Below are 19,043 nucleotides of genomic sequence, written 5' to 3' on the forward strand. Positions count from 1 at the left end.
TGTCGCGCGTTTTTTGTTTGTATAAATTTTTAGCGTACGTTTAATGTTACTTCAATATTCCCTCGTGTTGCTTTAGAGTACGGGCATACACCGTGAGCGGCTTCTACAAGTTCTTGTGCTTCGGCATGAGAAACGCCAGCGACATGTACGTCAAGTACAGCAGATAGTCCGAAACCACCATCTGTATCTTTTCCGATAGAAACGTGAGCAGTTACTTCTGTACTTTCCACTTTCACTCGTTTTGTACGAATGACAAGTTGCAATGCACTATCAAAACAAGCGGCATAACCAGCGGCAAATAGTTGCTCAGGGTTTGTTGCTTCCCCGCCAGCACCACCTAATGCTTTCGGCATTTTTACATCAAGATTTAATATGCCATCATCTGAAACTACTTTCCCGTTTCTTCCACCTGTTGCTGTTACTGAAGCAGTATATAATTTATCCATGTTTATTCCCCTTTTCTATCATTTATTGTTTTCATTGTTTCAATTAGTTTATTTAATTGGATTAATAAAGAACGATACTCTTGCTCTGTAATTCCTAAATTTGTAGCCATCGTTTTCGGTAATGAACAAGCCTTTTCTTTTAAATCTTTACCTTGTTCTGTTAATTCAATACAAACTTTTCGCTCATCTTCTTTTGAACGAACACGTTTTACAAGGTTTAATGATTCCATCCGTTTTAACATAGGTGTTAACGTGCCGGAATCTAGAAATAGACGTTCTCCAATTTCTTTTACTGTTAGTCCGTCTTGTTCCCATAGTACGAGTAAAGTAATGTACTGAGGGTACGTAATACCCATTTCGTCTAAATACGGTCGATAAAAACGTGTAACCTCTCTAGAACAGGCGTAAATAGAAAAACAAAGTTGGTTATCTAGATGCAAAGAATCTTCTATCATGAATAACTCCTTTCTTTTTAAGTTGTGCACAATTTAATTTTATAAAACCAATATAACGAAAAATAAATACAATGTCAAATACATTGTATTGAGAAAGTGTGTGCTACATTTTGGAACAATCATACATATTTTCCTTCATGATGAAAGAAGATAGGAAAGATGATGTTATAATTTATATGGAATAGTTTCCATCACTTGATTATGAGGACTTTTTTTGGTAACGTACAAATAGAGTTATTAATTTATAATCATTATAAAGTAGGGAGCTTTTTATTAGTTTTACTGAATCTCCTTTATTACATACGGAGAATATATAAAAAATAATCGGTTGTTCACACGATTGTCAGATTCATAAGAGGAAAGTTGTATTATGATAGTAGATAAAGTGATAAAACGGGTGAAGGGGGACATGCTGCGTGCATATTCTTGTTGTTAGTGTAAATTATCGAACAGCCCCTGTAGAATTTCGTGAGAAACTCACATTTCAGGCAGCAGAGCTAGAACAAGCAATGACTACATTACAAAGTCAAAAGAGCGTGTTAGAAAATGTCATTGTATCAACTTGTAATCGCACTGAGATTTATGCTGTTGTCGATCAATTACACACGGGACGGTATTATATTAAGAAGTTTTTAGCTGATTGGTTTCAGCTTGAAATAGAAGAAGTCGCACCATATTTAACTATTTTTGAACAAGATGGTGCAATAGATCATTTATTCCGCGTAACATGCGGTTTAGATTCTATGGTAGTTGGAGAAACGCAGATTTTAGGTCAAATAAAAGATAGCTTTTTAGAAGCGCAACAAGTAAAAGCGACAGGTACAATTTTTAACGAATTGTTTAAGCAAGTCATTACGTTAGCAAAACGTGCTCACTCAGAAACAACAATTGGTGAGAGTGCAATGTCTGTTAGTTATGCTGCTGTTGAACTTGGAAAGAAAATATTTGGTGAGTTAACAGATTGTCATGTACTTATTCTTGGTGCTGGTAAAATGGGAGAACTTGCATTACAAAATTTATACGGAAGCGGTGCTCGTAAAGTAACCGTTATGAATAGAACGCTTTCAAAAGCGGAAGTAATGGCTGAGAAATATATGGGACATGCAAAATCTTTAAGTGAATTACAATGTGCATTATTAGAAGCGGACATTTTAATTAGTTCCACTGGTGCATCAGAGTATGTCATTACGAAAGAGATGATGACAAAGGTAGAGAAAATGCGCTCTGGTCGTCCTTTATTTATGGTTGATATTGCAGTGCCACGTGATATTGATCCAGCAATTGATGAGTTAGAAGGTTCTTTCTTATATGACATTGATGATCTGCAAGGAGTAGTGGAAGCAAATCGTGCTGAGCGTTTGAAAGAAGCAGAGAAAATTCAATTTATGATTGAAGAGGAAATTGTTCTATTTAAAACGTGGTTAAGTACACTTGGTGTTGTTCCGTTAATAGCAGCTCTTCGTGATAAGGCACTTGTAATTCAAAGCGAAACGATGGAAAGTCTTGAACGAAAAATACCAAATCTTAGTGATCGTGAGAAAAAAGTAATTAGTAAGCATACGAAAAGTATTATTAACCAATTATTAAAAGACCCAATTTTAGTAGCAAAAGAAATAGCTGCTGAAGAGGGGGCGGGCGAAAAATTAGCGTTATTTGCAAAGATTTTTGATTTAGAAACGGAAGAAGTAGAGAGTCGTGCGGAAGAAGTAGAACATAAAAGAGTGTGGACACCATCCGTTCCATCTTTATAATTTGGAAGGATGATCGGATGAGTTTTTTAAATAACAGTATTATTTATCATATTGCAATTATTTTATATGCTTGTAGCATTAGTTTATATTTTATAGATTATTTCCAAAGTAACCGAAAGGCGAACCGATTTGCTTTTTGGTTACTTTCGATTGTATGGGTATTGCAGTCTATTTTTATGTTGCTTAGGGCGACAGATTCAGAAACGAATCCCATTTTAACTTTATTATCAGGGATTTATTTTTATGTTTGGTTATTGATTACGATGTCGTTAGTCATAAATCGATTTATGCGCGTTGACTTTTTAGTCTTCTTTACAAATGTTGTAGCATTTGGCGTAAGCGCCTTTTCTATTTTTACACCGCTCGGAAAGATGTCGCCAGTACTTGCAGAGCAATTAGTTTCAGAACTTGTATACGTGCATGTTGGAATGGCGATTATTTCTTATGCAACGTTTACGGTATCGTTTATTTTTTCTATTATGTATTTACTGCAATATCGCCTATTAAAAAAGAAAAAGTGGAATGCGAGATTAAGAAGGTTAGGGAATTTGCCGAAGCTTGAATCTACGTCTTACGGGTTAAATTTATTTTCTGTTCCATTTTTCTTACTAGCAATTTTATTAGGATGCATATGGGGATATACAAAATTGGACAATTTTCATTGGTATGATACGAAAGTAATCGGTTCGTTTGTCGTTCTATTTGTATATTGTACGGGCTTGTATTTACGAGCGGCAGATGTGTTGCAAGGGAAGAAAATTGTACTGTGGAATGTAGGGGCCTTTCTCGTAATGCTAGTTAACATTTTTCTATTAAGTAGTTTATCTAATTTCCACTTTTGGTATTTATAATGAGGAGAGAGAATTATGCGCAAAATTATTGTAGGTTCACGAAAGAGTAAGCTAGCATTGACGCAAACAAACTGGTTTATTGATCAGTTAAAAGCACTTGGTTTACCATATGAATTTGAAGTGAAAGAAATTGTCACTAAAGGTGATGTGATTTTAGATGTTACTCTTTCAAAAGTAGGCGGAAAAGGTTTGTTCGTTAAAGAAATTGAACATGCGTTACTTACGAAAGAAATTGATATGGCTGTACATAGTATGAAAGATATGCCAGCCGTACTTCCAGAAGGATTAATGATTGGCTGTACACCAAAGCGTGTTGACCCTCGTGATGCTTTTATTTCTAAAAGCGGAGAATTATTTAAAGATTTAGCAGAAGGTGCGATTTTAGGAACGAGTAGTTTAAGACGTAGTGCACAGTTATTAGCTGCGAGACCAGATTTACAAGTGAAATGGATTCGCGGAAATATCGATACACGTTTACGTAAATTAAAAGAAGAAGATTATGATGCAATTATTTTGGCGACAGCTGGATTACAAAGAATGGGCTGGGATGATGAAGTGATTACAGAACATTTAGATGAAACGTTATGTGTACCAGCTGTAGGACAAGGTGCATTAGCGATTGAATGTCGTGAGGACGATAACGATTTATTACAGTTGTTATCGCATATGAATGATGCTGTAACAGAGAGAACAGTGGCAGCGGAGCGAGTATTTCTTCATAAACTTGAAGGTGGATGTCAAGTTCCGATCGCTGGATATGCAACTCTTACAAAGGATGATGCAATCGAATTAACAGCTCTTGTCGGTTCTATGGACGGCTCTGTTTTATTAAAAGAGACAGTGGTAGGCGTTGAACCAAAGGAAGTAGGGCTAGAGGCTGCGGACCGTTTAATTAAACAAGGCGCAAAAGAACTCATTCTTGCTGCAAATAAGGGACAACGATAAATATGAATGCTCTTGCTGGCAAAACAGTATTGATTACACGTGCCCAGCATCAAGCGAAACAAATGAGTGTAGCAGTGAAAGAACGGAGCGGAATTCCATTGGAAATTCCGCTTTTGCGTATGGAAGGCACATCTCATAGGCGAATTCACCATACAGCAAGGCAGCTACATTCGTATGACTGGGTTATTTTTACGAGTAAAAATGGTGTAACTTTTTTTCTAGATGGTTTAGAAAAGAAACTACCATTAACTATTAAAATCGCTGCGGTAGGCGTGAAAACAAAATTAGAGTTAGAAAAAAGGGGCTATCAAGTTCATTTTGTTCCAACCTCATTTGTTGCAGAAGTGTTTGCCGAAGAGTTTCTAAAAGAATTAAGTGGAAACGAGCGTATTTTATTTCCGAAAGGGAATTTAGCGAGAGATGTAATTCCAGTTAAACTTCGGGGAATTGGTGTTTCTCTAGATGAGCTAATCGTATACGGTACGAAAGTAAATGTAGAGAAAAAACAAGAACTTATAACAGCATTGAAAGTAAGGAAAGTAAATGTTATTACATTTACGAGTCCTTCAACTGTTGATAGTTTTGTTCGTTTACTGGAGGGCACAAACTGGAGAGAATGGACAAAAAAATGTACAATTGCTTGTATAGGGCCTATTACGGAAAAAGAAGCGAACCTTTATTTTCCGCATGTTATTGTGCCGAAAGAGTACACTGTAGAAGCATTACTACAATGCATTTGTGAATCTATAAAGTGAAACTTTAATTAGTGGGAGGTTCATTCCCCACTAATTATTAGCCCTCACCAATTGGGCGTTTATGGGCAGTTGATTTCCCATCTAACTTCTTTGCTCTAGCCGAATTTTGAGATGGGAGTCTTACTGCCCGTTAACGCGGGACAAAATAAAAGAATGGGGATAGAAATTTATGAACTCTTTACAATTTAATCGTCATCGTCGCTTAAGACAAAGCGGGGGCATGCGTGCGCTTGTGCGTGAAACGTTTTTACATACGGAAGATTTTATTTACCCTATTTTTGTATTAGAAGGAGAGAATGTTCGTAATGAAGTTCCTTCTATGCCGGGTGTATATCAAATCTCTTTAGATTTATTGCAAGCTGAAATGCAAGAGGTTGTTGATTTAGGTATTCGTTCTGTTATTGTATTTGGTTTACCTGCTGAAAAGGATGAAGTTGGATCATCAGCATATTGTGATCATGGAATTGTACAGCGTACCATTAAGCAAATTAAAGATGAGTTCCCTGAGTTAGTAGTAGTTGCAGATACATGTTTATGTCAATTCACAAGCCATGGTCATTGCGGTGTAATTGAAGATGGTATTATTTTAAATGACGAGTCTCTTGCAGTACTTGCGAAAACAGCTGTAAGCCAAGCGAAAGCAGGAGCGGACATTATTGCGCCATCAAACATGATGGACGGATTCGTAACAGCAATTCGCCATGCGTTAGATGAGAATGGTTTTGGACACGTACCAGTTATGTCGTACGCTGTGAAATATTCATCAGCATTTTATGGACCGTTCCGTGATGCTGCACACGGCGCGCCGCAATTTGGTGACCGTAAAACATATCAAATGGACCCAGCGAACCGTATGGAGGCATTCCGTGAAGCAGAATCAGATGTAGTCGAAGGTGCTGATTTCTTAATTGTAAAGCCAGCTCTTTCTTACTTAGATATCATTCGTGATGTGAAAAATAACTTTAATTTACCAATCGTTGCTTACAACGTAAGTGGTGAATATTCAATGATTAAAGCGGCAGCGCAAAATGGTTGGATTAATGAAAAAGAAGTTGTGCTTGAAAAATTAATTAGCATGAAACGTGCAGGAGCAGACTTAATTATTACGTATCATGCGAAAGATGCAGCAAAATGGTTACAAGAAGGAGGCGCTAAATAATGAAAAAGTTTGATAAATCGATTGCGGCGTTTGAAGAGGCACAAGACTTAATGCCTGGTGGCGTAAATAGCCCTGTTCGTGCCTTTAAATCTGTTGGTATGAATCCATTGTTTATGGAGCGTGGAAAAGGCTCTAAAGTATATGATATTGATGGAAATGAATACATCGATTACGTATTATCATGGGGTCCTTTAATTCATGGTCATGCAAATGATCGTGTTGTTGAAGCGTTAAAATCTGTTGCTGAAAGAGGTACAAGCTTCGGTGCGCCGACAGAAATCGAAAATAAATTAGCGAAACTTGTTATTGAGCGTGTACCATCGATTGAAATTGTCCGCATGGTTAACTCTGGAACAGAAGCGACAATGAGTGCACTACGTTTAGCTCGTGGTTATACAGGCCGTAACAAAATTTTAAAATTTATTGGTTGTTACCACGGTCATGGTGATTCGTTATTAATTAAAGCTGGTTCTGGTGTGGCGACTCTAGGTTTACCAGATAGCCCTGGCGTACCAGAAGGTGTAGCGAAAAATACGATTACAGTAGCTTATAATGATTTAGAAAGTGTGAAGTACGCTTTTGAACAATTCGGTGATGATATTGCTTGTGTAATTGTAGAACCAGTAGCAGGGAATATGGGGGTTGTTCCTCCGCAACCAGGATTTTTAGAAGGGCTTCGTGAAGTAACAGAACAAAACGGTGCACTGCTTATTTTTGATGAAGTAATGACAGGATTCCGTGTTGCTTATAACTGTGGACAAGGTTACTACGGTGTAACACCTGATTTAACTTGTTTAGGTAAAGTAATCGGTGGTGGCTTACCAGTAGGGGCGTACGGTGGTAAAGCAGAAATTATGCGTCAAGTTGCGCCGAGCGGGCCGATTTATCAAGCTGGTACTTTATCAGGTAACCCACTTGCAATGGCAGCAGGTTATGAAACGTTAGTACAATTAACGCCAGAATCATATGTAGAGTTTGAGCGTAAAGCAGAAATGTTAGAAGCGGGACTACGTAAGGCGGCTGAAAAATATGGTATTCCTCATCATATTAACCGTGCAGGCTCTATGATTGGTATTTTCTTTACAGATGAGCCGGTTATTAATTACGATACAGCGAAATCTTCAAACTTAGAATTCTTCGCGGCTTACTATCGTGAAATGGTAGAACAAGGTGTATTCTTGCCACCATCTCAATTTGAAGGTTTGTTCTTATCGACAGCGCATAGTGATGCAGATATTGAAGCGACGATTGCAGCGGCTGAAATTGCAATGTCAAAGTTACAAGCATAATATATTAGAGAAAATTGCTCTCCATAAGGGGAGCGATTTTTTTTATTCATAAAGTGGGCTTTACATACATAAAACTGTAATGACATATAGTTTGGGAGGGGGAAAAGAAGTGACAACAGATCATTCGTTACGATTTTCATTAAAAGAATCTGTTTGGTTCCAAAAAGGACAGGAAGTCGAAGAACTTTTGTCAATTTCGTTAGATCCAGACGTTGAGATAGAAGAGCTTGATCATGAAGTTATCGTGAGAGGGCAGTTAGATTTAACAGGGGAGTATGTTGCAAGGCAAGATGATTCGGCCTATTCATTAAGAGAACTATCGCCAGCAAAGTCAATTGATTATGTAGAAACAAGGGAAGATGGGGTGAATGAACTTGTTCATTCCTTTCCACTTGAAATATCAATTCCAAGAAATCGAGTGAAAGTAATTGAAGAATTATATGTATCAATTGAGGAATTTGATTATGAATTGAAGGAAAATGGTTGCTTACAATTATTAGCGGATATATCTATTACAGGTTTATGTGATGAGGAAAGAATCGAGGATGAAGAGGAAGAAACGGCGTATGCTGAGTTAGAAGATGATTCAGCTGAAGAGGATGAAAATAGACCCGCGCCGCATGTAGCGGAACCAACCTATAAAGAATCGGATGAATGGGAAGATTACGCATTTGAACCGTTCCAGCTAGAAGAAAGAAAAGAGCAAGAAGAAGCGGAAGAGGAATTGGCAGAACATGAATTTGCGGAGCGTGAAGAGGAGCAAGAAACGACGCTGCAATTTGAATTGTTTGGACGAAAAGATTATCAAAAAGAAAAGGCGAAAAAGCAGGAAGAGCAAGAAGAAGCATACTCACAGCGAGATGAAAATGCGCTTTATTTAACACAATTATTTACGAAAGAACCGGAAGAAGAATTTACGAAGTTAAGAATGTATTTCGTGCAAGAAGGGGATACAATCGAATCTGTTGCAGAACGTTATGACACGTCTGTACAAAACTTATACCGTGTTAATCAAACAGAAGATATATATTTAACTACGGGACAAATTATTTATATTCCCGTTTCAAAAGCAAAGGCGAAATAAGGGGGGGAGTGCTTTCGCTCCCCTATTGTCCTAGAGGCTATGTTTTGAATAGAAAGGGTTATTCGTATGGATATTGAATTACGAAATCGCTATGAACCCATTGTAAGGCAATATAGATTGGATACGCAGCATATGGAAGAGCACGGAAGTGTAACGAAAATTTACACGAATCAAGGTCCATATGCGCTAAAGAAAATAGAAGATAGAAAGTTAGAGCGGAATAACTTTCTACATCATATTCAATATTTGAAGGAGAAAGGTTTTTCAAATTATGTACCTATATACCATGCGACGGATGGGAATTATATTTTAAGTGACGGGACTTATAATTATTATTTAATGCCTTGGTTAGAACGCGCGGAAGGAAACGGCGAGGATAATGATCAATACCATAAAATGTTTCAAACACTTGGAACGTTGCACCAAAAAACGGTGAAAGAAGAAACATATACAGAAGAGGATTTAGAAAAACATTACACAAGTATATCCGATCGTTGGGAAAATGATGGTGAGATGTTAGAAGAGTTTCTTGTAGAATCTGAAGCGAAGTGGTATATGTCTCCGTTTGAATTACAATATTGTACGTACTATCATCATGTAATGAGGGCGCGTGAATTTGCAACGAAGCAATTAAATGAGTGGAACGATGCGATGAAAGAAAAAGATAAAACACGCATTACTTTTGTGCATGGTAACGTGTCACTTAATCATTTTTTATTTGACTATGAACGGAATGGCTATTTTATTAGTTTAGAAAAATCGAAATTTGCAACGCCTGTGCAAGATATTGTAGGGTTTTATTCGCGGTCTTTAAACACATATCCAATTGCGCGAAGTGATCGTTTTGAATGGTATCAAATGTACCAAAAAAACTTCCCGTTTACGAAAGAAGAGCAACTGCTTATGTATGCTTACATGACCTATCCATCGCAATTTATTCGGCAAATTGAGTCTTATAAAAAAAGAAGGCAGAGTCGCAATAAGGAAAATGAGATTCGCGGAGTAAAGAGCTTGCAACAATCACATTGGCTCGTTAGCAATGTAGAATATTTCCTGTCACAATTACAAGCTGCCCAGCAAGGGAACGGATAAAGTGAAACTTTAATCAGTGGTGGGGGTCTTACCGCCCGTAAATAGAGGAGTAAAAAAGATAAGTGGAGGATGCTACTTATCTTTTTTATATTCGCCCGGAAAGTGATAGTCTTAAATTTATCTTGACGAATAAGGTTTCGTTTTTTACACTATTGTATATAATAATTAACAATCATATAAATGCCTTGAAGGGGAAGAGTATAACATGAAACGTCTTCAGAGAGGAGAATCATTAGCTGGGAGATTCTCTAGATAGTTATGTTAGAAGGTAGCCCTGGAGCATCTTTTCTGAACGGAATAGTTCTCATTAGGAAAAGACGGATTTGTCCGTTATCAAATTAAGAGTATAAGCAAATTCTGAATTTGTTTGTAAATAAAGGTGGTACCGCGATGTCCCTCGTCCTTTTTTGGATGAGGGGCATTTTTTATTTTAAGGAGGGAAAATAATGTCAAACACGGAAAAGAATTTACCAACTAAATATGATCATATGTCCGTTGAAGAAGGCCTTTATCAATGGTGGCTTGAAGGCAAATATTTCGAAGCAACAGGAGACGAGAAGAAACAACCGTATACAATTGTAATTCCACCTCCGAACGTAACTGGTAAGTTACACTTAGGTCATGCTTGGGATACAACTCTTCAAGATATTTTAACTCGTACGAAGCGTATGCAAGGATACGATGTATTATGGCTTCCAGGAATGGACCATGCGGGTATCGCAACACAAGCGAAAGTAGAAGGAAAACTTCGTGAAGAAGGTATTTCACGTTACGATCTTGGCCGTGAGAAATTCCTTGAAAAAGCTTGGGAGTGGAAAGAAGAGTACGCTTCTCACATTCGTCAACAATGGGGGAAAGTTGGTTTAGGACTAGACTATTCTCGTGAACGTTTCACATTAGACGAAGGTTTATCTGATGCAGTTAATAAAGTATTCGTTCAATTATACGAAAAAGGCTTAATTTACCGCGGTGAATATATTATCAACTGGGACCCAGCAACACGTACAGCTCTTTCTGATATCGAAGTAATTCATAAAGAGGTTCAAGGTGCATTCTACCATATGAACTATCCGTTAACAGATGGTTCTGGTCACATTCGTCTTGCAACTACTCGTCCAGAAACGATGCTTGGTGATACAGCTGTAGCAGTTCATCCAGAAGACGATCGTTACAAACATTTAATCGGAAAAACAGTTACCCTTCCGATCGTAGGCCGTGAGATTCCGATTATTGCCGATGAGTACGTAGAAAAAGACTTTGGAACAGGCGTTGTAAAAATTACACCAGCTCATGACCCGAATGACTTTGAAGTAGGTAACCGTCATGACTTACCACGCATCTTAGTAATGAACGAAGATGGAACGATGAACGAAAAAGCTGGTAAGTATAACGGTATGGACCGTTTCGAATGCCGTAAAGCGTTAGTGAAAGACTTACAAGAAGCGGGCGTATTAGTAGAAATTGAGCCTCATATGCATTCAGTAGGTCATAGTGAGCGTAGCGGTGCAGTTGTTGAGCCTTATTTATCAACACAATGGTTCGTAAAAATGGCTCCACTTGCAGAAAAAGCAGTAGCACTTCAACAAAAAGAAGAAGAAAAAGTAACGTTCGTACCAGAGCGTTTTGAAAACACATACTTACGCTGGATGGAAAACATTCATGACTGGTGTATTTCTCGTCAATTATGGTGGGGACACCGAATTCCAGCTTGGTATCATAAAGAAACTGGTGAAGTATACGTAGGTACTGAAGCGCCAGCGGATATTGAAAACTGGAATCAAGATAACGACGTACTTGATACATGGTTTAGCTCAGCGTTATGGCCGTTCTCAACACTTGGTTGGCCAAATGAAGAGGCAGTAGACTTTAAAAAGTTCTATTCAACAGATGCTTTAGTAACTGGTTATGACATCATCTTCTTCTGGGTATCTCGTATGATTTTCCAAGGTTTAGAGTTTACAGGAGAGCGTCCATTTAAAGATGTATTAATTCATGGTTTAGTTCGTGATGAACAGGGACGTAAAATGAGTAAATCTCTTGGTAACGGTATCGACCCGATGGATGTTATCGAGAAGTACGGTGCAGATGCAATGCGTTACTTCTTATCAACAGGAAGTGCACCAGGCCAAGATTTACGTTTCAGCATGGAAAAAGTAGAATCTACTTGGAACTTCATTAATAAAATTTGGAACGCATCACGTTTCGTATTAATGAACATGGATGATATGAAGTATGAAGAAATCGATTTAACTGGTGAAAAATCAGTTGCAGATAAGTGGATTTTAACTCGCTTAAACGAAACGATTGAAAGTGTAACACGTAACATGGATAAATATGAGTTCGGTGAAGCTGGTCGTTCATTATACAACTTCATTTGGGATGATTTCTGTGACTGGTACATTGAGATGGCGAAACTTCCACTATACGGTGAAGATGAAGCAGCTAAGAAAACAACTCGTTCTATTTTAGCTTACGTATTAGACCAAACGATGCGTCTATTACACCCATTCATGCCGTTCGTAACAGAGAAGATTTGGCAACATTTACCGCATGAAGGCGAGTCTATTACAGTAGCGGCTTGGCCAACAGTTCGCGAAGATTTACAAGATAAAGAAGCGGCAGCAGAAATGCACCTTCTAGTTGATATCATTCGCTCTGTTCGTAACATCCGTGCAGAAGTAAATACGCCAATGAGCAAAAAAGTTCAAATGCAAATTAAAGCAAAAGATGAGGCTATCCTTGCTCAACTTACGAAAAACAGCTCTTACATTGAGCGTTTCTGTAACCCAAGTGAATTAACAATTCAAACGAATTTACAAGCGCCAGAAAAAGCGATGACTGCAATCGTATCAGGTGCAGAGTTATTCTTACCGTTAGCTGATCTTATCAACCTTGACGAAGAGAGAGCACGTCTTGAAAAAGAACTTGAGAAGTTCGATAAAGAGGTAGAACGTGTACAGAAGAAACTTTCAAACCAAGGCTTCGTAGCGAAAGCTCCTGCGGCAGTTATTGACGGAGAGCGTGCGAAAGAGCAAGATTACCTAGAAAAACGCGAAGCAGTTCGCCAACGTCTAGCAGATCTTGAGAAATAAAGTGTATTTTAGAGACTCACTATATTGGTGAGTCTCTTTTCTTTGCGTATAATAGAATGATGAAGGTTGTCTTTTGAAAGGGGAAAACATACGTGATACATACATACGAAGAAGCGATAGGGTGGATTCATAGTCGATTGAAGTTTGGTATTAAACCAGGATTAGAAAGAATGAGCTGGATGCTAGAAGAACTCGGAAATCCAGAGCGTCATATAAAATGTGTTCATCTTGCTGGTACAAATGGAAAAGGTTCAACTTTAACGTATATGCGCTACATGCTAGAAGGCGCAAAATATAAGGTTGGAACATTTACCTCTCCTTACATTGAAACATTTAATGAGCGTATTAGTGTGAACGGAACGCCAATTGCAGATGAAGAGATTGCGGAACTTGTAAACATGGTAAAGCCAGTCGTTGAAAAACTAGACGAGACGGATTTAGGGGAAGCGACTGAGTTTGAGATTATTACTGTTATGGCAATTTGTTATTTCGGTAAAATCAATTTCTGTGATGTTGTTTTATTTGAAACAGGGCTTGGAGGGCGCTTTGACTCTACGAATGTTATTCATCCTGTTCTCACAATTATTACAAATATCGGTCACGATCATATGCATATTTTAGGGGATACACTAGGAGAAATTGCGTATGAGAAGGCAGGAATTATTAAGTCGGGTGTTCCGGTTATTACAGGCGTGCAAGATGATGAAGCATTGCAGGTCATTCAAAAGGTTGCAAAGGAAAATCATGCAAACTTATATGAACTGGGCAAACATTTTACAGCGTTACATAAACAGTCTAACGAAGATGGGGAACGTTTTGATTTTGCTTGTCCTTTCGCATCTTTTGAAGATGTTCGAATGTCAATGAAAGGTGTTCACCAAGTAGGAAATGCCTCACTAGCACTTATGGCAATTATGTATTTAAAAACATATGTATCATTTTTAATTGAGGAAGAGGAAATAAGAGCTGGATTACATGAAGCGTATTGGATTGGCCGATTTGAAAAGCTGAAAAATAATCCTGATATTATAATAGATGGTGCTCACAATCCAGAAGGTATTGAGAGTCTTGTGAAAACAGTAGAGGCACATTATAAAGATAAAAATATAATAGTTTTATTTACTGCGCTTGGTGATAAACAGTTGCATAATATGGTAGGTCAATTAGAAACAATTGCCGATGAAATTATTTTTACAACATTCGCCTTTGATCGTGCCATTTCCGCTGACAAACTTGCAGCGCATTCGCAAAAAAAAACAAAATTAGTCTTTGAAAATTGGAAAGAGGCAATTGATACAAAGGTTGAAATGATAGGGGGAAATGATGTCTTTATCATAACGGGTTCTCTATATTTCATTTCTGAAGTTAGAAAATATATTCGCGAGAAAAACTAGATAGCCTTTGCTATCTAGTTTTTTTGTTCTACAAATGAAGTCAAATTCATACATATAAGATAATTATATAGGGTTATTTGGCGAATTTCTCTGACAAATATCTCGTTTTTTTGTGAAATGAATATGATATGATGCGGACAACGACAAGAGGTGAGGTGTGAGTGTATGGACAAGCAATCACGAACGATCTCGGTGAAAGTAAATGGAACAGAAGCGAAGTATGAAGAAAAGAAGAAAGATGAGTTTGAATGGATGGTAGTGGAAAGTGAAAGACCGAAAAACGTTGTTCCGTTTCAAAAAAAGAAATCAGCGTCCATGGAAAAATACAGAAAGAAGTGGAGTAATACATTAATTGTAATTGTTACAACTGCAATTATAATTGGTACGGCGTTTGGAATGGGAATGCTGCAGTTACTCACAGGACAAGGGACAACAGGGGAAAGTACGGTAACGGCTTCGAAGCAGACTGGAAATGAAGAATCAAAAGTGGATGGAACGGCAGAACAAACACCAGCATCAAAAGAGGAAAAACAAAAAGCGCAGACAGGAACGTCATTAGAGCCAATGAAATTATTTTTTGTTCAAGGTGGGCTTTATTCTTCCAAAGAAACGGGACAGGCCGCTCTTGAAGAATGGAAAGGTAACGGAGGGGTTGCTGCTTTGAAACCGAGCGGTGATAAGTATGCACTAATTGTTGGTATTGCTAGCGATGAACAGGCTATAAATCAATTAATGACGCAGTATAAAAATGATGGTGTCTCCGTTTTAAAAAAGAACTGGGATATTACGGATAAAGCGTTGCTTAAAGATGATAAAGAAATAGGAGCATTCTTAACAAAAGTACAGCCATTATATACTCATTTAGCAAAATATGCTTCTAGCGTACAAGCTGGTGGGAAAAGTAATGCAAAAGATATAGAAGTAATTGAGAAAGAATGGAAAGCGATTGAAAAAGTAGGGAAAAGTATGAAGCAGGAGGAGGTAAAAAAACTGTATATGTATACGTCAATAGCTGTGCAAACAGTGAAGGACGGAAAGGGCGATAAAGAATCTTTGGCGAAATTAAATCAAGTTGTTATTGATGGTATACTTTCGTATGAAAAAATTGTTTCGCAAAAAGTGAAATGATAAGATAATGAAATGACGAAGAAAGAAGTATAGATACTTCTTTCTTTTCTTTTAAATTTAGAGCAAAGTGCTTTCTCTATGGCTGGAATATAATCGTATGCAGTAAAGAAATATTATTTTGTTTAGAGAAAATAATATTTCTTTCATTTGTGGATAAACTATTCCTTTGATACGATTGATGTAAATTGTTCTGCTTCATGTGAGAAAGGAAGGAGAAAATATGAGAAAAATTATTTTAGCTTCAGGATCACCTCGGAGGAAGGAATTGCTGGAGTTAGCTGGCGTACCATTTGAAATCGTTGTAAGTGAAGTGGAAGAAACGATTGGTGCGTATTCATCACCTCCTGATATTGTTATGTCCCTTGCCCTGCAAAAAGCATCTGCGGTAGCAGAAAATAATAGTGATCACATTGTGTTAGGTGCAGACACAATCGTTACATATGAGTCGCGTATTCTTGGAAAGCCTTCTAATGAGGCTGAGGCGAAAGAAATGTTACAATTATTATCAGGAAAAACACACGAAGTGTATACAGGTGTGGCAATTATATCGAAAGAAAAAACGGTCACTTTTTATGAGCGTACAGAAGTTACGTTTTGGGAATTAACAGAAGAGGAAATTGACGTATATGTTGCATCGAAAGAACCTCTTGATAAAGCAGGAAGTTATGGTATCCAAGGAAAAGGGTCTATTTTTGTTCAACATATTCAAGGAGATTACTACAGTGTAGTCGGCTTACCAATTGCACGTCTTGTTCGGGAATTAAAACAATTTGATATTGATGTAACCCATGCGTAAAATTGCATGGGGTTTTCTTTGAGAGAACAGGTAAAAGGGGTGGAGAGATGAACGGTATTCGTGATGTTGTCAGAGAAGAACAGCCACGGGAGCGTTTATTATTAGAAGGAACAGGGAGTTTATCAAATCGGGAGCTTCTTGCAGTGTTACTCAGAACAGGTTCTAAAGAAGAGACAGTTTTAAAGTTGTCAGATAAAATTTTACATCACTTTGATGGTTTACGTATGTTGAAAGATGCAACGTTAGAAGAGTTAATCAGTATTCATGGTGTTGGGATTGCAAAGGCATCTCAGCTTATGGCTGCTTTTGAACTAGGTAGAAGAATGGTACGTTTAGAGTATCAAAATCGATATAGCATTCGAAGCCCAGAAGATTGTGCGAAATACATGATGGAAGAACTGCGCTTTTTACAACAAGAGCATTTTGTTTGTTTATATTTAAATACAAAAAATCAAGTTATACATAGGCAAACGATATTCATTGGAAGTTTAAACACGTCAATTGTACACCCAAGGGAAGTCTTTAAAGAAGCGTTCCGCCGTGCAGCAGCCTCTATCATATGTCTTCATAACCATCCCTCAGGAGATCCTACGCCGAGCCGAGAAGATATTGAAGTAACAAAACGTTTAGTAGAATGCGGCCAGATTATCGGAATTGAAGTGCTTGATCATATTATAATAGGTGACCATAAATTCGTGAGTTTAAAGGAAAAAGGTCATATTTAAGACTATGCTTTTTACTTATTTTGTTTTATAATGTGATTTATGAGTTTTTTGTAGAAAATTATCTGCAAAAAGGATATAGATATAAAAAACGTACTGTTTTTATAATATAAAATAAGAAAAAAATGAGTCCGTGAAAACAAGAAAGGAAGATAAAAAATATGTTTGGATTTGGTGGCTTTACTCGCGATCTTGGAATAGATTTAGGAACTGCGAACACGCTTGTATATGTAAAAGGAAAAGGTGTAGTTTTACGTGAACCTTCAGTAGTAGCATTACAAACTGATACGAAACAAATCGTTGCTGTAGGTAGTGATGCAAAACAAATGATTGGTCGTACACCAGGAAACGTAGTAGCACTTCGTCCGATGAAAGACGGTGTAATTGCTGATTACGAAACAACAGCAACAATGATGAAATATTACATTCAACAAGCTCAAAAATCAAACGGCTTCTTCTCACGTAAACCGTATGTAATGGTATGTGTACCGTCTGGTATTACAGCTGTTGAAAGACGTGCAGTAATTGATGCGACTCGTCAAGCGGGTGCTCGTGATGCATATCCAATCGAAGAACCATTTGCAGCAGCAATTGGTGCGAACTTACCTGTTTGGGAACCAACTGGTAGTATGGTTGTTGATATCGGTGGTGGTACAACAGAAGTTGCAATCATCTCATTAGGTGGTATCGTAACAAGTCAATCAGTTCGTGTTGCTGGTGATGATATGGATGATTCAATCATTCAGTACATTAAGAAAAGCTATAACTTAATGATTGGTGAAAGAACAGCAGAGGCATTAAAATTAGAAATCGGTTCTGCAGGCGAGCCAGAAGGTATCGAGCCTATGGAAATTCGTGGTCGTGATTTAGTAAGTGGTTTACCAAAAACAGTACTAATTCAACCAGAAGAAATTGCGGATGCATTAAAAGATACAGTAGATGCAATTGTAGAATCAGTTAAAAATACGTTGGAAAAAACTCCACCTGAATTAGCGGCAGATATTATGGACCGCGGTATTGTATTAACAGGCGGTGGTGCATTACTACGTAACTTAGATAAAGTGATTAGTGAAGAAACAAATATGCCAGTTCTTGTTGCAGAAGATCCATTAGATTGCGTAGCAATTGGAACAGGAAAAGCATTAGATAATATCGATCTTTTCAAAACGGCTGCTCGATAATATTGCAAAATAAAAATCAATGGAATTAAGAGGGTGTGAACGTGCCACAGTTTTTCTTAAACAAAAGATTAATTGTTTTGTTAGTTAGTATTATTCTTCTCGTGGCATTGATTGGAATCTCATTGAAAGAACGGAACAGTTTAACATGGCCAGAGCAGTTTGTTAAAGACACTGTCGGTGTTGTAGAACGTGTATTCCAAAAGCCAGCGAAATATGTAGCTGGATTCTTTGAAAATGTAGAGGATGTAAAGCGCACGTATGAAGAGAATAAAGAATTAAAAGCAAAAATAGATAACTATGCGAGTTTATCAGTTAAAGTGAAGCAATTAGAGGAAGACAACAATAAATTAAGACAGCTAACTGAAAAAAAAGAGTTGCCGAGCGATTTTTCTGAAATTCCAGCTACTGTTGTTTCTCGCAATCCAGATAAATGGTACGATTTAATTGGAATTGATAAAGGAGCACAGCAAGGGATTAAAAAGGATATGGCTGTTATGACTTCAAAAGGTTTAGTTGGACGCGTGAAAAGTGTATCTCAATTTACAGCATCAGTAGAGTTGTTAAGTTCTATGAGTCGAACAAATCGTGTTTCTGCTGTTGTACATGGAAATGAAAATATCTTCGGTTTAATCGAAGGTTATGACAAAGAAAAAAAATTGTTACTTTTCACAAAGATTGGCTCTGATGCACCAGTAGCTAAAGGTCAAATGGTTGTAACGTCTGGACTTGGTGGGGAGATTTTCCCGAAAGGTCTTGAGATTGGGGAAATCGTTGATGTTCAACCAGATGCATACGGTTTAACAAAAACAGCTTATGTAAAACCTGCCGCTGATTTAAATGACGTAGAGCATATTATAGTAGCTAAACGTGATATGAAATCAGCGCCATTAGAATAGGAGGAGG

At 37.6% G+C, this 19,043-nt stretch carries 17 protein-coding genes and 1 other annotated feature; of the genes, 15 read left to right on the forward strand and 2 right to left on the reverse strand.

Going from position 1 to position 19,043, the window contains the following annotated elements:
* Positions 1-29 precede the first annotated feature (29 nt).
* On the reverse strand, positions 30-446 hold the full coding sequence (locus tag ACS2MN_RS17935; protein WP_000359777.1) for an organic hydroperoxide resistance protein: 417 nt from the start codon (positions 444-446) through the stop codon (positions 30-32).
* Positions 447-448: 2 nt separating this feature from the next.
* On the reverse strand, positions 449-901 hold the full coding sequence (locus ACS2MN_RS17940) for a MarR family winged helix-turn-helix transcriptional regulator (RefSeq protein WP_000568749.1): 453 nt from the start codon (positions 899-901) through the stop codon (positions 449-451).
* A gap of 416 nt (positions 902-1,317) precedes the next feature.
* Between ACS2MN_RS17940 and hemA the strand changes: the two genes are divergently transcribed.
* The 15 genes from hemA (at position 1,318) to mreC (ending at position 19,036) form a co-directional block, all read left to right on the forward strand.
* Entirely contained in the window at positions 1,318-2,652 is a 1,335-nt protein-coding gene (gene hemA, locus ACS2MN_RS17945) for a glutamyl-tRNA reductase (RefSeq protein WP_000547854.1), read from the forward strand.
* 17 nt (positions 2,653-2,669) lie between these two features.
* Complete coding sequence (locus tag ACS2MN_RS17950) at positions 2,670-3,503, forward strand: cytochrome c biogenesis protein (protein ID WP_000009003.1); 834 nt, start codon at positions 2,670-2,672, stop codon at positions 3,501-3,503.
* A 15-nt stretch (positions 3,504-3,518) separates the two neighbouring features.
* Positions 3,519-4,448, forward strand: a complete 930-nt coding sequence (hemC, locus tag ACS2MN_RS17955; RefSeq protein ID WP_001226431.1) for a hydroxymethylbilane synthase — start codon at positions 3,519-3,521, stop codon at positions 4,446-4,448.
* 2 nt (positions 4,449-4,450) lie between these two features.
* Complete coding sequence (gene hemD / locus ACS2MN_RS17960; protein ID WP_000992364.1) at positions 4,451-5,203, forward strand: uroporphyrinogen-III synthase; 753 nt, start codon at positions 4,451-4,453, stop codon at positions 5,201-5,203.
* A 169-nt stretch (positions 5,204-5,372) separates the two neighbouring features.
* Positions 5,373-6,362, forward strand: a complete 990-nt coding sequence (gene hemB / locus ACS2MN_RS17965; RefSeq protein WP_001087061.1) for a porphobilinogen synthase — start codon at positions 5,373-5,375, stop codon at positions 6,360-6,362.
* Positions 6,362-7,651 carry a glutamate-1-semialdehyde 2,1-aminomutase gene (gene hemL / locus ACS2MN_RS17970; protein WP_016109134.1) on the forward strand — a complete coding sequence of 430 codons (1,290 nt, stop codon included), beginning with the start codon at positions 6,362-6,364 and terminating at the stop codon, positions 7,649-7,651. The genes hemB and hemL overlap by 1 nt, the downstream gene beginning before the upstream one ends.
* A gap of 79 nt (positions 7,652-7,730) precedes the next feature.
* Positions 7,731-8,735, forward strand: coding sequence for a stage VI sporulation protein D (gene spoVID / locus ACS2MN_RS17975; RefSeq protein WP_002045157.1), 1,005 nt, complete (start codon positions 7,731-7,733; stop codon positions 8,733-8,735).
* Between the two features lie 66 nt (positions 8,736-8,801).
* Positions 8,802-9,827, forward strand: a complete 1,026-nt coding sequence (gene ysxE, locus ACS2MN_RS17980) for a spore coat protein YsxE (protein ID WP_000350668.1) — start codon at positions 8,802-8,804, stop codon at positions 9,825-9,827.
* Positions 9,828-10,003: 176 nt separating this feature from the next.
* Positions 10,004-10,235 (forward strand) — a binding site (T-box leader).
* A 38-nt stretch (positions 10,236-10,273) separates the two neighbouring features.
* Positions 10,274-12,919, forward strand: a complete 2,646-nt coding sequence (locus tag ACS2MN_RS17985) for a valine--tRNA ligase (protein WP_000072230.1) — start codon at positions 10,274-10,276, stop codon at positions 12,917-12,919.
* Between the two features lie 92 nt (positions 12,920-13,011).
* Complete coding sequence (locus tag ACS2MN_RS17990; protein ID WP_000582091.1) at positions 13,012-14,313, forward strand: bifunctional folylpolyglutamate synthase/dihydrofolate synthase; 1,302 nt, start codon at positions 13,012-13,014, stop codon at positions 14,311-14,313.
* Positions 14,314-14,478: 165 nt separating this feature from the next.
* The gene (locus ACS2MN_RS17995; protein ID WP_000361024.1) at positions 14,479-15,441 is read left to right on the forward strand and encodes a hypothetical protein; all 963 of its coding nucleotides are present in this window, start codon (positions 14,479-14,481) and stop codon (positions 15,439-15,441) included.
* 220 nt (positions 15,442-15,661) lie between these two features.
* A complete protein-coding gene (locus ACS2MN_RS18000; protein ID WP_001226281.1) occupies positions 15,662-16,237 on the forward strand; it encodes a Maf family protein in 576 nt (191 codons plus the stop codon).
* Between the two features lie 47 nt (positions 16,238-16,284).
* Positions 16,285-16,962 carry a DNA repair protein RadC gene (gene radC, locus ACS2MN_RS18005; protein ID WP_001013401.1) on the forward strand — a complete coding sequence of 226 codons (678 nt, stop codon included), beginning with the start codon at positions 16,285-16,287 and terminating at the stop codon, positions 16,960-16,962.
* Positions 16,963-17,120: 158 nt separating this feature from the next.
* Complete coding sequence (mreB, locus tag ACS2MN_RS18010) at positions 17,121-18,140, forward strand: cell shape-determining protein MreB (protein ID WP_000466737.1); 1,020 nt, start codon at positions 17,121-17,123, stop codon at positions 18,138-18,140.
* A 41-nt stretch (positions 18,141-18,181) separates the two neighbouring features.
* On the forward strand, positions 18,182-19,036 hold the full coding sequence (mreC, locus tag ACS2MN_RS18015) for a rod shape-determining protein MreC (protein WP_001135475.1): 855 nt from the start codon (positions 18,182-18,184) through the stop codon (positions 19,034-19,036).
* Positions 19,037-19,043 lie beyond the last annotated feature (7 nt).

It is taken from the genome of Bacillus cereus group sp. BceL062, assembly GCF_051780025.1.
Classification (GTDB): Bacteria; Bacillota; Bacilli; order Bacillales; family Bacillaceae_G; genus Bacillus_A; species Bacillus_A toyonensis.

Excerpts from the sequence above, each read along its gene's own strand:
- ACS2MN_RS17935 (WP_000359777.1), bottom strand. The coding sequence starts at position 446 with ATGGATAAATTATATACTGCTTCAGTAACAGCAACAGGTGGAAGAAAC.
- hemL (WP_016109134.1), top strand. The coding sequence starts at position 6,362 with ATGAAAAAGTTTGATAAATCGATTGCGGCGTTTGAAGAGGCACAAGAC.
- mreB (WP_000466737.1), top strand. The coding sequence starts at position 17,121 with ATGTTTGGATTTGGTGGCTTTACTCGCGATCTTGGAATAGATTTAGGA.
- ACS2MN_RS17950 (WP_000009003.1), top strand. The coding sequence starts at position 2,670 with ATGAGTTTTTTAAATAACAGTATTATTTATCATATTGCAATTATTTTA.
- spoVID (WP_002045157.1), top strand. The coding sequence starts at position 7,731 with ATGACATATAGTTTGGGAGGGGGAAAAGAAGTGACAACAGATCATTCG.
- ACS2MN_RS18000 (WP_001226281.1), top strand. The coding sequence starts at position 15,662 with ATGAGAAAAATTATTTTAGCTTCAGGATCACCTCGGAGGAAGGAATTG.
- hemB (WP_001087061.1), top strand. The coding sequence starts at position 5,373 with ATGAACTCTTTACAATTTAATCGTCATCGTCGCTTAAGACAAAGCGGG.
- ysxE (WP_000350668.1), top strand. The coding sequence starts at position 8,802 with ATGGATATTGAATTACGAAATCGCTATGAACCCATTGTAAGGCAATAT.
- ACS2MN_RS17940 (WP_000568749.1), bottom strand. The coding sequence starts at position 901 with ATGATAGAAGATTCTTTGCATCTAGATAACCAACTTTGTTTTTCTATT.
- ACS2MN_RS17995 (WP_000361024.1), top strand. The coding sequence starts at position 14,479 with ATGGACAAGCAATCACGAACGATCTCGGTGAAAGTAAATGGAACAGAA.
- ACS2MN_RS17985 (WP_000072230.1), top strand. The coding sequence starts at position 10,274 with ATGTCAAACACGGAAAAGAATTTACCAACTAAATATGATCATATGTCC.
- radC (WP_001013401.1), top strand. The coding sequence starts at position 16,285 with ATGAACGGTATTCGTGATGTTGTCAGAGAAGAACAGCCACGGGAGCGT.
- hemD (WP_000992364.1), top strand. The coding sequence starts at position 4,451 with ATGAATGCTCTTGCTGGCAAAACAGTATTGATTACACGTGCCCAGCAT.
- hemC (WP_001226431.1), top strand. The coding sequence starts at position 3,519 with ATGCGCAAAATTATTGTAGGTTCACGAAAGAGTAAGCTAGCATTGACG.